Annotated in this window: 10 protein-coding genes; 1 reads left to right on the top strand and 9 read right to left on the bottom strand. The window is 66.2% G+C overall.

Features of this window, described 5'->3' with window-relative positions; genetic code table 11:
* Positions 1-22: 22 nt before the first annotated feature.
* From UC35_RS16275 to UC35_RS16260, 4 genes are all read right to left on the bottom strand, one after another.
* Positions 23-1,225: an acyl-CoA dehydrogenase family protein gene (locus tag UC35_RS16275; RefSeq protein ID WP_061501503.1), complete on the bottom strand. Its 1,203-nt coding sequence runs from the start codon at positions 1,223-1,225 to the stop codon at positions 23-25.
* Between the two features lie 15 nt (positions 1,226-1,240).
* The gene (locus UC35_RS16270; RefSeq protein ID WP_061501501.1) at positions 1,241-2,422 is read right to left on the bottom strand and encodes a lipid-transfer protein; all 1,182 of its coding nucleotides are present in this window, start codon (positions 2,420-2,422) and stop codon (positions 1,241-1,243) included.
* 27 nt (positions 2,423-2,449) lie between these two features.
* Complete coding sequence (locus UC35_RS16265) at positions 2,450-3,691, bottom strand: thiolase family protein (RefSeq protein ID WP_061501499.1); 1,242 nt, start codon at positions 3,689-3,691, stop codon at positions 2,450-2,452.
* A 99-nt stretch (positions 3,692-3,790) separates the two neighbouring features.
* Positions 3,791-4,933 (bottom strand): acyl-CoA dehydrogenase family protein, encoded by a 1,143-nt coding sequence (locus tag UC35_RS16260; RefSeq protein ID WP_061503882.1) that lies wholly within the window; start codon positions 4,931-4,933, stop codon positions 3,791-3,793.
* A gap of 295 nt (positions 4,934-5,228) precedes the next feature.
* On the opposite strand from UC35_RS16260, the gene UC35_RS16255 reads away from it, so the two are divergent.
* The gene (locus UC35_RS16255; protein ID WP_061501496.1) at positions 5,229-6,800 is read left to right on the top strand and encodes a class I adenylate-forming enzyme family protein; all 1,572 of its coding nucleotides are present in this window, start codon (positions 5,229-5,231) and stop codon (positions 6,798-6,800) included.
* Between the two features lie 176 nt (positions 6,801-6,976).
* On the opposite strand, the gene UC35_RS16250 is transcribed toward UC35_RS16255, so the two are convergent.
* From UC35_RS16250 to hisD, 5 genes are all read right to left on the bottom strand, one after another.
* Positions 6,977-8,530: an arylsulfatase gene (locus tag UC35_RS16250; RefSeq protein ID WP_061501494.1), complete on the bottom strand. Its 1,554-nt coding sequence runs from the start codon at positions 8,528-8,530 to the stop codon at positions 6,977-6,979.
* A 177-nt stretch (positions 8,531-8,707) separates the two neighbouring features.
* On the bottom strand, positions 8,708-9,856 hold the full coding sequence (locus UC35_RS16245) for a formylglycine-generating enzyme family protein (protein WP_082793313.1): 1,149 nt from the start codon (positions 9,854-9,856) through the stop codon (positions 8,708-8,710).
* A complete protein-coding gene (locus tag UC35_RS16240; RefSeq protein WP_082793311.1) occupies positions 9,853-11,454 on the bottom strand; it encodes an arylsulfatase in 1,602 nt (533 codons plus the stop codon). The genes UC35_RS16245 and UC35_RS16240 overlap by 4 nt, the downstream gene beginning before the upstream one ends.
* A gap of 37 nt (positions 11,455-11,491) precedes the next feature.
* Complete coding sequence (locus UC35_RS16235; RefSeq protein WP_061501492.1) at positions 11,492-11,932, bottom strand: acyl-CoA thioesterase; 441 nt, start codon at positions 11,930-11,932, stop codon at positions 11,492-11,494.
* Positions 11,932-13,215 carry a histidinol dehydrogenase gene (hisD, locus tag UC35_RS16230; RefSeq protein WP_061501490.1) on the bottom strand — a complete coding sequence of 428 codons (1,284 nt, stop codon included), beginning with the start codon at positions 13,213-13,215 and terminating at the stop codon, positions 11,932-11,934. Before hisD ends, UC35_RS16235 begins: the two co-directional genes overlap by 1 nt.
* Between the last annotated feature and the right edge of the window lie 8 nt (positions 13,216-13,223).

Genomic DNA, 13,223 nt, shown 5'->3' with positions numbered 1-13,223 from the left:
TTCTGCGTTTCGTGCGAGGCGATCACAGCCCGAACAGCAACTTGGCGACGATGCCGCGTTGCACTTCGCTGGTGCCGCCATAGATGGTCGATGCCCGGCGGAAGAACATCTCGTTGGCCAGCCCGCGCGCCAGGTCCTGCATCGGCAGGTCGCAAGGCGCGGCCGCGGCCGTCTCCCACGGATGCGGGTACGCCACCGCGCCGTAGTCGCCGAGCGCCTCCACGTGCGCCTCGGTGATGCGTTGCTGCAGCTCGGTGGCGCGCACCTTCAGCATCGAGCCCATGGGATGGACCAGCGGGTTGTGCTCCATCTCCAGGGCCGCCACGCGCTGCACGAACATGCCGATGGCCATCACTTCGGCCTCCAGCCGCGCCAGCTTGAGCGCGAACTCGGGCCGCTCGCGCAGGCGCTCTGCGCCCAGCCGGGGCGTGTCGGCCAGCGCCTGCAGCTGGCGCAGGTAGTGCTTCAGCATCGGCAGGTCGGCCGCGGTCGCATGTTCGTTGTTCAGGAGGAACTTGGTGATCGCCCAGCCCTGCCCTTCCTCGCCGACCCGGTTGGCCACCGGCACGCGCACGTTGTCGAAGAAGGTCTCGTTGAGGTGGTGCGCATCGTCGATGCTGCGGATCGGCCGCACCGTGATGCCGGGCGTCTTCATGTCGACCAGCAGGAAGCTGATGCCGGCCTGCTTCTTCACTTGGGGGTCGGTGCGCACCAGCAGGAAGATCCAGTCCGACTCGTGGCCGTAGCTGGTCCAGATCTTCTGGCCGTTGACGACGTAGTGATCGCCGTCGCGTTCGGCGCGCGTGCGCAACGAGGCGAGATCCGAGCCCGAACCCGGCTCGGAGAAGCCCTGGCACCACAGCCGCTCGCCGTTGAAGACGGCCGGCAGGTGCTGGGCCTTCTGTTCGGGTGTGGCGAAGTTGTTGAGCACGGGCCCCAGCAGCTTGTGCACGAAGCCGTCCTGCGTCGGCGCGGCGGCGGCGGCGCACTCCTCGTCGAACACGAGGATCTGGTGCACCGACCAGCCCGTGCCGCCGTGCTCCTTCGGCCAGTAGGGCGCGCCCCAGCCACGCGCGTTGAGGATCTTCTGCCAGCGCGCCACCGCGCCTGTCGGCGAACGCGTGAAGCTCGGACCGACGCGCAGTTCTGCCGGCAGGCTCTCCTTCAGGAATTGGCGGACTTCCTGGCGGAATGCGTCGAGTCCTGGATCGGGATGAAAATCCATTGATATCTTGATCTTTCAGTTTCTGTACATGGTGACTACGGCGGCTCCGCCGATGCCCACGTTGTGCTGCAGGGCGATGCGCGCGCCTTCGACCTGGCGCTGCTCGGCTTGGCCCCGCAGTTGCTTCACGAGTTCATAGCACTGCGCCAGGCCGGTGGCGCCGATTGGGTGGCCCTTGGACAGGAGCCCACCGGAAGGGTTCACCACGTGCCTGCCGCCGTAGGTGTTGTTGCCGTCATCGACGAACTTCTGCGCGCCGCCCTCGGGGCACAGGCCCAGCGCCTCGTAGGTGAGCAGCTCGTTCTGGGCGAAGCAGTCATGCAGTTCGACGACGTCGAGGTCTTCCGCGCCGATGCCGGCGGCTTCGTACACCTTGCTCGCGGCGGCGCGAGACATGCCGAAACCCGCCAGGTGGCGCAGGTCGCCGGAGGCGAAGGTCTCCGGGCCGTCAGTGGCGATGGCTTGCCCGGCAATCCACACACGCGAGTCGAGGCTGTGCTTCTTGGCATAGTCCTCGCTGCACAGCACGGCAGCGGCCGCACCGCAGGTCGGCGGGCAGGCCATCAGGCGGGTCATCACGCCGGGCCACACCGGGGCGTCGGCCAGGACATCTTCCGCCGTCACGACCTTGCGGAACACCGCCAGCGGGTTGTTGGCCGCATGGCGGCTTGCCTTGGCGCGGATCTTGGCGAAAGTTTCCAGCGGCGTGCCGAAGCGCTTCATGTGCTCCAAGCCGGCGCTGCCGAAGATGCGCACGGCCGGCAGGATGTCGGCATCGCCGACCAAGGCGTCGCATTGCCTCGTGAAGGACTCGAGCGGGCTCGGGCGATCGGCGAAGTGCGACTGCGGCGCGCCGGGATTCATCTGCTCGAAACCCAAAGCAAGCGCGATCTCGGCCTCGCCGCTGGCGATGGCCTGCCGCGCAAGGTAGAGCGCCGTGGAGCCGCTGGCGCAGTTGTTGTGGACGTTGAGGATGGGGATTCCCGTCATGCCGAGGTCGTACAGCACGCGCTGGCCGGCGGTGGAATCGCCGTAGAGGTAGCTGACGAAGGCCTGCTGGATCGATTCGTAGCCGGCGCGCGCATCCGCCAGTGCCAGGCGCGCGGCCTGCGCGCCCATCACGGCATAGCTTTCGCTCGCACCGGGTTTGCGGAACGGGATCATGCCGACCCCGGCCACCACGATCTTTCTCGTCATGGTCCCTCCCCTGGTCAGTGGACTGGATCAGGCCCGCGCGAAGATGCCGATGTGCTCGGTGGCCTCTTCCACGCGCCACAGGCCGCCGCCGTTGCCCTGGATGGCAAAGCGCGCGCCTTCCACCTGGCGCGGGCCGCATTCGCCGCGCAGCTGGCTCACCAGTTCGAACACCTGGCCGAGGCCGGTAGCGCCGATCGGATGGCCCTTGGATTCCAGGCCACCGGACGGGTTGACCGGGAGCGAGCCGCCGATCGTCGTCTCGCCGCGCTCGGCCAGGATGCCGCTCATGCCCGGCTCGCGCAGGCCAAGGCTTTCGAAGGTGAGCAGCTCGCCGATCGCGGTGGCGTCGTGCACTTCGGCCACATTGATCTCGCTGGGCGCGATGCCGGCCTGTTCGAAGGCGTCCTTGGCGGCCTGCTTGGTGCAGCCGTTGTCATAGTCCAGGGCGTTGCGGGCGGAGGCCGAGCGGACCACGGTGGCCAGCACCTTCACCGCGCGCTTGCGGTCGAAGCCGTACTTCTTCAGGGCGGACTCGGTGCAGAGGATGGCCGCGGCCGCGCCGTCGGAGATGGGCGAGCACATCGGCATGGTGAGCGGATAGGTGATCGCCGCCGCCGCCAGGATCTCCTCGATGCTCATCGGCTTGCGGTACTGCGAGCGCTCGTTGTGCACGGAGTGGCCGTGGTTCTTCGAGGACACCGCGGCGAGCTGGCGCTGGGTGATGCCGTAACGCTCCATCAGCCCGCGGCCGAGCGCTGCGTAGACGTCCATGAACGGGCTGTAGGGCTTGTCGGACTGCGAGCCGGGCGGAGGAGCTATGCCCTTGCCCATTTCGGCAAGGTAGCCCTTGTTGGCCTCGAAGGTCTCGATGTCCCAGGCCGACTCGAAGCACGAGAACATCTTGGCCTTGTCGTTGGTGTACATCTTCTCGGCACCCACCGCCAGCGCCACGTCGGCGGCGCCCGCGCGCAGATGCATGACGGCGAGGTTGAAGGCGTGGCTGGAGGAAGCGCAGGCGCCCTCGAGGTTGTAGATGGGGATGCCGTCGATGCCCAGCGGCAGCAGCGCCACCTGGCCGCGGATCATGTGCTGGCCGTCGAAGTGGCCCTGGGTGGTGTTGCCGAAGAAGGCGGCGCGGATCGCCTTGCGGTCGCAGTTGGCGTCCTTGAGCGCGTCTTCCACCGCCCAGGCGGTGAGCTGCTTGACGCTCTTGTCCATGTGGCGGCCGAAGGGCGTCATGGCGGCGCCGACGATGTAGATGTTCTCCATGGTCTTCTCGAAGTCTTTGGTAGGCAGGTGATGAGGTCGAACTTAGGCGAGGCGATCCGACGATTCCCCATCACTTTGGGATGGGGGTCGTCGCAGGCGTCACAGATTGCGGGCGATGATCAGCTTCTGGATGTGGCTGGTGCCTTCGTAGATCTTGGTCACCCGCGCATCGCGGTAGAAGCGCTCGACCGGGAAGTCGTTGAGGTAGCCGTAGCCGCCGTGAATCTGGATCGCGTCCGAGCACACTTTCTCCGCCATCTCGCTGGCAAACAGCTTGATCGACGATGCTTCCTTCGGGCACCGGATCCCCGCCTGGCACAGGCGGGCCGCGTGCAGCATGTACACGTGCGACAGGTCCACCTGCATCGACATGTCGGCCAGATCGAACGCCACGCCCTGCAGGTTCATGATCGGCGCGCCGTAGGCTTCGCGTTCCTTCGCGTATTTCACCGCGGCTTCCAGGGCCGCACGCGCCACACCGGTCGCCAGCGCGGCAATCGCCACGCGGCCTTCGTCCAGGCCGGCGATGATGTGCTTGTAGCCGGCCCCTTCTGCGCCCAGCAGGTTGCTCAGCGGCACACGGCAGTCCTCCATCTGGATCGCCGCCAGGTTGGCCGTGCGCTGCCCCAGCTTCTTCTCGTTGCGCGTGACCGTGAAGCCCGGGGTGCCCGGGTCGACCATGATCAGGCTGACGCCTTTCTTGCCGGCGTCCTTGTCGGTGACACTCACCACGATGGCCACCCCCGCTTCGCCGCCGTTCGAAATGAACTGCTTGCTGCCATTCAGCACATAGTGGTCGCCGTCGCGACGGCCCGAGGTACGAAAGGCTGCGGTATCCGAACCGGCGTGCGGCTCACTCAACAAGAAGCACCCGATCTTTTCGCCCCGGACCATGGCAGGCAGCCATTGGCGCTTCTGCTCCTCCGTCCCGTCCCGGTAGATCGACAAGGCAACCGAGTTGTGCACATGCAGGACGGTGGCAAAGCCGGCATCGACAGCGGCAAATTCTTCGATGGCGAGGCAGTACTCCACGAAGCTGAGGCCGGCACCGCCATGCTCTTCGGGGATGTGCATGCCGAGAAAGCCGAGTTCGGCGACCGTCTTCAATTCCTCCCGCGGCCAGGCGCTGGTGCGGTCGCGTTCGGCGGCGGTCGGCGCGACCACTTCCTGGGCCACCTTGCGGGCCGAGTCGCGGATCATGATTTCCTGTTCGCCCAGGAACGCGCCCGAGTTGTCTTGCATCGTCATCTCCTTGAAGTGCGGCAGGCGCCGCCGGTGTCGCCGGGGCGCCTGCTCCTGGAGCCTGACTATGGCGGACGATGGTCGCCGCGCGCCCCTCACTTTGGGGTGGTATTTGCTCCTTCCCCCTCCGGGGGAAGGTTGGGATGGGGGCGCTCGGTGGGCCGCAGCGCCCCACCCCAGCCCTCCCCCGGAGGGAAGGGAGAAAAGACCCTCCCCATCCCATTGGAGTGGGGAGGCCTTTGAACCGGCTGGAAATAATCCGGACTTCGCACGAGCTCGCACTGGAGACAAGACGATGAGAATGAATTTCGCGCGTGTGACAGACCAGCTCGCCCTGCGCTTCGCTGGCCAGGAAGCCGTGGTCAATATCGAGCGCAAGCGCCGCTACAGCTACCGCGAGCTGCACCTGCTTACAAACCGCATCGTGAACATGATGCGCGAGCGGCTGCAGCTCAAGCGCGGCGATGTCTACATGTGCATCCTCGAGAACGACAACCTCTCGCTGCTGCACGCCTGGACCGCCTTCAAGGGCGAGGCCGCCGTCGCCTATACGAACTACCGCGACTCGTTCAGCGAGCACGCCTGGCAGGTCGAGTTCATCAAACCCAAGGTCGTGTTCATCGAGAACGCGCTGCTGGACAGCCATTTCGAGATGCTGCGCGAACGCGGCGTGACCGTCGTCTGCATGGACCGCCCGGCCACGCCGCGCGACGGCCTACTGGCCTTCGAGGACCTGCTCGAAGGCAGCTCCGACGCCAATCCCGAGGTCGAGACCGACACGATGAAGGACATCGTGATCTACCGCTTCACCGGCGGCACGACGGGCAAGAGCAAGTGCGCCCAGTACACGATGGACAACTGGCTGGCGCTGCGCGACTCGCTGTACACCGAGGCCGAGCAGATCTACGACGCCGACCAGCGCTACCTGCACATGGCGCCCTTGAGTCACGGCTCCGGGCTGGGCGTGCTGGCGACGCTGTTCCGCGGCGGCTGCACCGTCACGCAGAACGTGCCGGACCTCAAGACCTGGTGCCGCAACGTCGAGGCCGAACGCGCCACCACCACCCTGATGCTGCCGACCATGGTGTACCGCCTGCTCGACCTCCCCGAAGCGAAGCAGCACGACCTTTCAAGCCTGCGCACCATCGTCTACGGCGGCGCGCCGATGAGCCCGGCCAAGCTGCGCCAGGCACAGGAGCGTTTCGGCAACATCTTCGTGCAGGTCTACGGCGCGACCGAGTGCCTGACGACGGCGGCCATGCTGACCAAGGCCGACCACCTGTCCGCGGGTGACGACAAGCATCTGTCCTCCGCCGGCCGCGTCTCCACGGTCGTGGAGATCAAGGTCGTCGACGAGCAAGGCAAGGAGGTGAAGCGGGGTGAGACCGGCGAGATCTGGCTGCGCTCGCGCGGCACGATCACCGGCTACCTCGACAACCCGGAAGGCACGGCAACGGAGTTCCAGGACGGCTTCTGGAAGTCCGGCGACCTTGGCTACCTCGATGAGCGCGGCTTCCTGTACCTGGTCGACCGCAAGAAGGACATGATCATCACCGGCGGCTTCAACGTCTACGCCGTCGAGGTGGAGGCGGCGCTGAATTCACATCCGGCCGTGGCGATCTCCGCCGTCGTCGGCGTGCCGCACCAGGAGTGGGGCGAGGCGGTGCATGCCGAGGTGGTGCTCAAGGACGGCGCCACCGCGACATCCGAAGAACTGATCGAGCACGTGAAAGGCAAGCTCGGCCGCTTCAAGGCGCCCAAGGAGGTGGTGTTCGTCGACGCCCTACCGGTGAGCGTGGTCGGCAAGGTGCTGCGCCGCCATGTGCGCGACAAGTACTGGGCAGCCCAGGCGCGGCGCGTGTCCTAATCTCTTTACTCTCCCTCCCCCTCCGGGGGAGGGCCGGCGGGGTCCCCAAGAAAAGAGCTTGCTCTTTTCTTGGGGTGGAGGTGGGGGTGGGGGCGCTGCGGTCCATAGTTAAGCCCCGCGCCCCCATCCCGACCTTCCCCCGGAGGGGGAAGGAGCAAGACCGGCCGCGCGGAAAGCTACAACGACGGGCCGGCGGCCTCGCCCATCTTCGCGAGCGCGTCATCGACCGTGAACGTGTTCGGCTTCTGCACCGGCGGAAATTCCTTGAATGTCTCCGCGAACTTCCCCGCCACGGCCTGGACCGCATAGATCAGGAAGGCGTGCGTGAACATCCAGTCGTTGTAGGTGTTCGAAGTGACCGTGGCGAATTCGAAGGGATCGGTGCGCAGGTTGTACATCACCGGCGCGCGCAGGCGCACGAAAGGATCCCGCCACACGGCCAGCGTGCCCGCGGTGCGCTGCTCCATGAAGGTGATCTTCCAGTTGTCCATGCGCACAGCCAGCATGTCGCCGTCGTCGCTGAAATAGAAGAAGAAGTTCCGCGGGCTCTTCTTCTCCTGGCCGGTGAGGTACGGCAGCAGGTTCATGCCGTCGATGTGGTTCTTGTAGGTCCTCCCGATCGCCTTGTAGCCTTTCTTCAGCTTGTCGACCACGTCGCTCGCACCGGCCATCGCCAGGAAGGTCGGCAGCCAGTCGTGGTGCTGCACGATCTCGTTGGAGATGCTGCCCGCCGCGATCTTTCCGGGCCAGCGCACGATCAGCGGAACGCGAAAGGCGCCCTCCCAATTGGTGTTCTTTTCGCTGCGGAAAGGCGTGGTGCCGGCGTCGGGCCAGCTATTGCGGTGCGGGCCGTTGTCGGTCGAATACATGACGAAGGTGTCTTCCGTGAGGCCCAGTTGGTCCAGATAGTCGATCACCTCGCCGACCAGCTTGTCGTGATCGATCATCGTGTCGTGGTAGGGCGATTGCCAGCGCCCCGCCTGGCCGCGGCTGGCCGGCTTCGTATGCGTGATGAAGTGCATGTGCGTGGTGTTGAGCCACACGAAGAACGGCTTGCCCTCGTCCTTCGCGCGCTTGATGAAGTCCTTGGCGGCGGCAGCGAACTCGTCGTCGCAGGTCTCCATGCGCTTGCGGATGAGCGGCCCGGTGTCTTCGATCTTCTGCTTGCCGACCTTGCCCCAGCGGGGCAAGTCGGTCGTGTCTTCCTTGTCGGTAGCCCAGGAGTGCAGCACGCCGCGCGGACCGAAGTTCTTCTTGAAGTTGGGAAAGTCCTTCTCCGGCGGATAGTCATCCATCTCCGGCTCCTCTTCGGCGTTGAGGTGGTAGAGGTTGCCGAAGAATTCGTCGAAGCCGTGGTTGGTCGGCAGATGCTCGTTGCGGTCGCCAAGGTGGTTCTTGCCGAACTGGCCAGTCGCGTAGCCCTGCTCCTTCAGCAGCGCGGCGATGGTCACCAGCTTGTCCGACATGCCGACCGGCGCGCCGGGAATGCCCACCTTGGAAAGGCCGGTTCGGTAGACGCTCTGGCCGGTGATGAAGGACGAGCGGCCGGCGGTGCAGCTTTGCTCACCGTACGAATCGGTGAACATCATCCCTTCCTTCGCGAGACGATCGATGTTGGGTGTCCGGTAGCCCATGATGCCGTGCGAATAGCAACTCAGGTTCGAGATGCCGATGTCGTCGCCCCAGATGACGAGGATGTTGGGCTTGGCGGATTTGCCAGTGCTTGCCATGTCTGCTCCTTTCGCATCAGAACGCGGCCACACCTGTGGCCTCGCCGCAAACCCGTCATGGTCTTTCATACCGGCAAGGGCACGGTATCGGACCAAGGTCCAATGTCCGCCCGGGCCACGGACGACCATCAGCTGCGATCTGCTGTGCTTATGCACGAGGCACTCGGCGAGAGCTCGCTACCTTCGCGCGCCCTGCGAAGCCGACACCGCGCGCCAAGCTGCATCCGTCATGACGAGCCTGAAGCCGAGGTGCGACATGCTGGTGTACGGATCGGTGCCGCGCCGGGCGCTGGGTCGGTAGCTGAGGCAGAAGTCTTCGTTGCAAAGGAAGGAGCCGCCCCGGGTGACGCGCTTCGGTGCCGCCTCCGGAACGCCGGGCTCGCCAGGGTCCCAGCTCGCTGCCGGCCCCTGCGGGTTCTCGGGCAGGCGGCCCGAGCGCGACTCTATCCTGAACTGGTCGGCCCGATACCAGTCGGCCACCCATTGCCAGGCGTTGCCGGTCATGTCGTAGAGCCCGTAGCCATTGGCGGGGAAAGTGCCGGCCGGGCTGGTGCCCGCCGCACCACCGGCCTTGGCGCTCACCACCGGGAAGGGCCGTGACTGCTGCCCCTGCCACACGTTGGCCATCTGCTGCTTACCGGGTGCGAACTCCTCGCCCCACGCGTAGGTGGCCTGCTCCAGGCCGCCGCGTGCCGCGAACTCCCATTCGGCTTCGGTGGGCAGGCGCTTGCCGTCCCATTGGGCATAGGCGAGCGCGTCCTCGTAGCTGACCTGCACTACCGGGTGCTGCTCCTTGCCTTCGATGCCGCTGCCGGGCCCTTGCGGATGGCGCCAGTTCGCACCGGTCACATAGCGCCACCAACGCGCGGTGTCGGCGTAGTCCACCACATAGGGCGTGCCGACGAACACCATCGCGCCCGCCATCAGCGCCGCTTCGGGCGGCCTGGGCGTGCCGGGCGGCAACTGCGGCGCGATGGTCGCCCAGTCGGGCTTGCGCTCCGCGGTGGTGACATAGCCCGTCGCTTGAACGAAGGCGCGGAACTGCGCGTTGGTGACGTGATGGGTGTCCATCCAGAAGCCCTGGACGCGCACCTTGTGCGCCGGCCGCTCGTTGGGCTGCGCGAGCTTGTGATCGCTGCCCATGAGGAACTCGCCGCCCGGCACCCAGGCCATGCCCGCCGGGCCCTGCGTGCCATCGCCGATGACGACCGCGGGCCGGGCCGGCGGCGCTGCGACCAGGCGCGAAGCGAGCGCCCAGCCGCCGATGCCGAGCATCGCGGCCGCGCCGACAATGGCCAGTCGGCGCAGCCCGGTTCCCGCCTTCATTGCTGCCGCTTCTGGTTTTGCAGGAAGTCCTGCACCAGGTTGGACCGGTCGAACGACTTGGCGCCCTGGACCGGCGGGTACTCGGCCAGCGTCCTCAGGTGCTGCCCGAGCAGTTCGCCCAACGGGCCGGACAGCCACGACGACTTCTGGATCAAGTGGCCGTAGGAGTCCTTGCTGTCGTAGCTCTCGAACGGGTCGCTGCGCAGGTTGAACAGCAGTGGCGCGAAGCGCGGCGTCACCTGGGCGTAGTAATCCTCCTTCGTCGAGAAGTGCAGCTTCCACGGGCCCATGCGCACCGCGGTCAGCTTGCTTTCGATGTAGTAGAGGAAGTTGTTGCGCGCGCTGTCGGGTGACTTTCCGGTCCAGTAGTCGACGTTGTTGACACCGTCGATGTACTGCTTCTTCTCCCTCTTCATTTGCTCGACGACGTCCGGCACGCCGGCCACCGCCGCCAAGCTGGTGAACATATCCTGGTGCGCCTGGATGCCGTTCTTGATCTGCCCGGACTTGATCACGCCCGGCCAGCGCAGCATCGAGGGCACGCGCACCCCACCCTCGTAGGTCGTCATCTTTTCGCCGCGAAACGGCGTGGTCGAGCCGTGCGGCCAGGAGGAGTGCTCGGGGCCGTTGTCGGTGGAATACCAGACGATGGTGTTGCCTTCGAGGCCGTTCTGCTTCAGGAACTCAAGCACGACGCCGATGTCGTGGTCGTGCTGCAACAACCCACTGCCCTGCGTGTCGTCCTCGTGGGTGTACTTGGCGGCAGCATGGCGCCACTTGTCGTTGAGGCGGGTGTACAGGTGCATGCGGCTGGTGTTGAGCCAGACGAAGAAGGGCTTGCCGTCCTTCTTCGCGCTGCGCATGAAGTCGAGCGCCCTGGGGATCACTTCGGCGCCGTCGAAGTCCTCCATCCGCTTCATCGTCAGCGGCCCGGTGTCCTTGATCGTCTGCTTGCCAACCGGCCCGAAGCGGGGATCCACCGTGGGGTCGTCCTTGTCAGAGGCGAAGGTGTGCAGGACGCCGCGGGTGGCGAACTTCTTCGCGAAGGCCTCCCTGCCGCCGGGGTAAGCGTTGGCATAGTTCTGGTAGTCGCTGTACTCGTGCTGTTCCTCGGTGTTCAGGTGGTACAGGTTGCCGTAGAACTCGTCGAAGCCGTGCACCGTCGGCAGGTGCGGGTTATTGTCGCCCAGGTGGTTCTTGCCGAACTGCCCGGTGCGGTAGCCGGCCTTCTTCATGACTTCGGCCAGGCTGGGCGAGGCGGCCTGCAGACCGAGCTTGTCGCCGGGTTGGCCCACCGTGGTCAGGCCGGAGCGGATCGGGTACTGCCCGGTGATGAAGGCCGCCCGACCGGCGGTGCACGAGGGCTGCGCGTAGTGGTCGGTGAAGCGGATGCCCTCCATGCCGATGCGGTCGATATTGGGCGTGGTGTAGCCCATCGTCCCCATGCCATAGGCACTCACGTTCTGCCATCCGATGTCGTCGCCCCAGATGACGAGGATGTTGGGTTGCTTCGCGGGCTGGGCTCCGGCGGCCAGCGGAGCGGTCAAGGTGACGGCAACGCCGAAGGCGGCGAGCGCGCGTCTCACACATCTGATCATGGACTGTCTCCTTCTAGGTTTTGAGGTGAGCAAGGGGTCAGGCCGCAGCGATCGCCTCGAGCGCGCGGCGCAGATCGGCGGGCAGCGGCATCGGGCGCCGTGTGACGCGGTCGACATAGACGTGCACGAAGTGGCCCTGCGCGGCCGCCTCGTCCTCGTCGTTGGCGAAAAGGCCGACCTCGTAGCGCACGCTCGACTGGCCAATGCGAGTGACGCGCACGCCGGCACGGACGATGTCCGGGAAGGCGATCGACGCGAAGTAATTGCAGCCGGTCTCGACCACCAGGCCGACGGCCGGGCTCGCCTTGAAGTCCAGCACGCGCTGCTCCAGCAGGTAGCCGTTCACCGCAGTGTCGAACCAGCTGTAGTAGACGACGTTGTTGACATGCGCATAGACGTCGTTGTCCATCCAGCGCGTCGTGATGTCGCGAAAGTAGCGGTAGGCGCTGCGGCGCTCCCGCTGAAGCTTGCTTTTCATCAGGCGGCGGCCTTCAGCCGGCGCACGCGGATGTCGGCCTGCTCCTTGTGGCCCGACATGTGCTCGTACCCGCACAGGCGCGAGCAGTACTCGCCCACCATCACGCTGGCTTGGTCGGTGAGGACACGCTGGTAGGTGTGGGTCTTGATGAACTTGCCGACCCACAGCCCGCCGGTGTAGCGCCCGGCGCCCATGGTCGGCAGCGTGTGGTTGGTGCCGATCACCTTGTCGCCGTAGCTCACGTTGGTGCGGTGGCCGAGGAAGAGCGCGCCGTAGCAGGTCATGCGCTGCAGGTACCAGTCGGGGTCCTTGGTCATCACCTGGACGTGCTCCGAGCACAGGCGCTCCGCGACCTGCAGCGCCTCCTCGTCGGTTTCGCACAGGTGGATCTCGCCGAAGTCACGCCAGGAGACGCTGGCCACGGGCGCGGTGTCCAGGCGCGAGAGGACCTTGTCGATCGCGGCCGGCAGCGCCTCGGCGATCTTCCTGCTCGTCGTCACGCAGTACGCAGGAGAGGTGGGGCCGTGCTCGGCCTGGCCCAGCAGGTCGACCGCCACCAGCTCGGCGTCCACCGTGTCGTCGCAGATCACGAGCGTCTCGGTCGGGCCGGCAAACAGGTCGATGCCGACGCGGCCGAACAGCTGTCGCTTGGCTTCGGCGACGTAGGCGTTGCCGGGGCCGACGATCATGTCGACACCCGGGATGCTCTGCGTGCCGATGGCCATCGCGGCCACCGCCTGCACGCCGCCCAGACAGTAGATTTCGTCGGCGCCCGCGAAGTGCATCGCGGCAACAATCTCGGGGCAAGGCTTGCCCTCGAACGGCGGCGCGGCGGCGATGACGCGCTTGACCCCGGCCACCTTGGCCGTCAGCACGCTCATATGCGCGCTGGCGATCAGGGGGTACTTGCCGCCCGGGATGTAGCAGCCCACCGAGTTGACCGGGATGTTGCGGTGGCCGAGCACCACGCCGGGCAGCGTCTCGACCTCGACGTCGTGCATCGAGGCCTTCTGGATCTCGGCGAAGCGGCGGATCTGCGCCTGCGCGAACTTGATGTCGGCTATGGTCCGCTGCGGCAGGCTGGCGATGCACTGGTCGATCTGCGCGGGCGTCAGCCGGAACGTGGCCGGCGCCCACTTGTCGAATTTCTCGGAGTATTCGCGCACGGCCGTGTCGCCGCGCGCCTCGATGTCGGCGAGGATGCCTTCGACGGTGGCGCGCACCTGCGCCTGGTTGGTGGCCTTGGCCTGGGCGCTCTGCCCGCTCTTGATGACTTGGATCATGGTTTTTC

It is taken from the genome of Ramlibacter tataouinensis (genome assembly GCF_001580455.1).
Lineage (GTDB): Bacteria > Pseudomonadota > Gammaproteobacteria > Burkholderiales > Burkholderiaceae_C > Ramlibacter > Ramlibacter tataouinensis_B.
The sequence above is the reverse complement of the archived record's forward strand: the minus strand, read 5'-3'. Positions and strand labels throughout refer to the sequence as shown.